Source organism: Oleiphilus sp. HI0128, from assembly GCF_001635365.1.
Genome location: NZ_LWGG01000060.1, coordinates 1 through 684, shown reverse-complemented (window position 1 = coordinate 684; position 684 = coordinate 1). Strand labels below are relative to the sequence as shown.

Annotated in this window: 1 protein-coding gene; it reads right to left on the bottom strand. The window is 47.2% G+C overall.

Annotated elements, in window-relative coordinates; genetic code table 11:
* Window positions 1-684: CHASE2 domain-containing protein (locus A3763_RS00845; protein ID WP_197482658.1), on the bottom strand; the 684-nt coding region annotated here is incomplete at both ends.

The following is a 684-nucleotide window of genomic DNA, read 5'->3' as shown; positions in this document are numbered from 1 at the left end:
CAATGATTGCATTAATGGGTGGAAACCAGGTCTTATCTAGTAGTATTAGTAGGTAGCTAAAACTAAAAACCAACAGTACTAGCAGGATCGCAGAAGGTAAGACATGCGTTGGTTTGAGTCGCGGAAACAGCAGGATAGGGATCATGATGAAAGCAAATGTCAGCAAGTAAGCCCAAACCGAATCAACAGGTCGAATAGCGGTATTATTAAGTAGTGCAGAGTAGGCGTTGGCATGGAGTTCAACGCCAGACATTGAGGTGCCGCTTCTTGATACAGGCGTTGGAATAATATCGCCTAGACCTGCAGCCGTTGCGCCGATCAAAATGGTCTTGTCGCGAAATGCTTCAGCAGGTACTTGGTCAAGCATAACCTCCAGATAGCTGTAGGTCGGAAATGTGCCGCCAGGGCCAGCAAAAGGTATTAAGCGATATTGGGTGTTGACTGACATATAAGGAGAGTTACTTGATGCTACCATGCGAATATATTGGATCATGGGGTTAACTTCGCTTGCCATCGCCATTGATAAGCTAGGCCAATGAGCATCGCCGACACCTGAGTTCAAATATAGTCCGCGCGCAAGTCCGTCTTGGTCCAGGTCAACATGGACATGACCCATACCTCTGGCAGCTTCAACCAGTTTAGGTATCGGAAGAATTTCAACAAGTGTTCCGCCGTGAGTCAGCG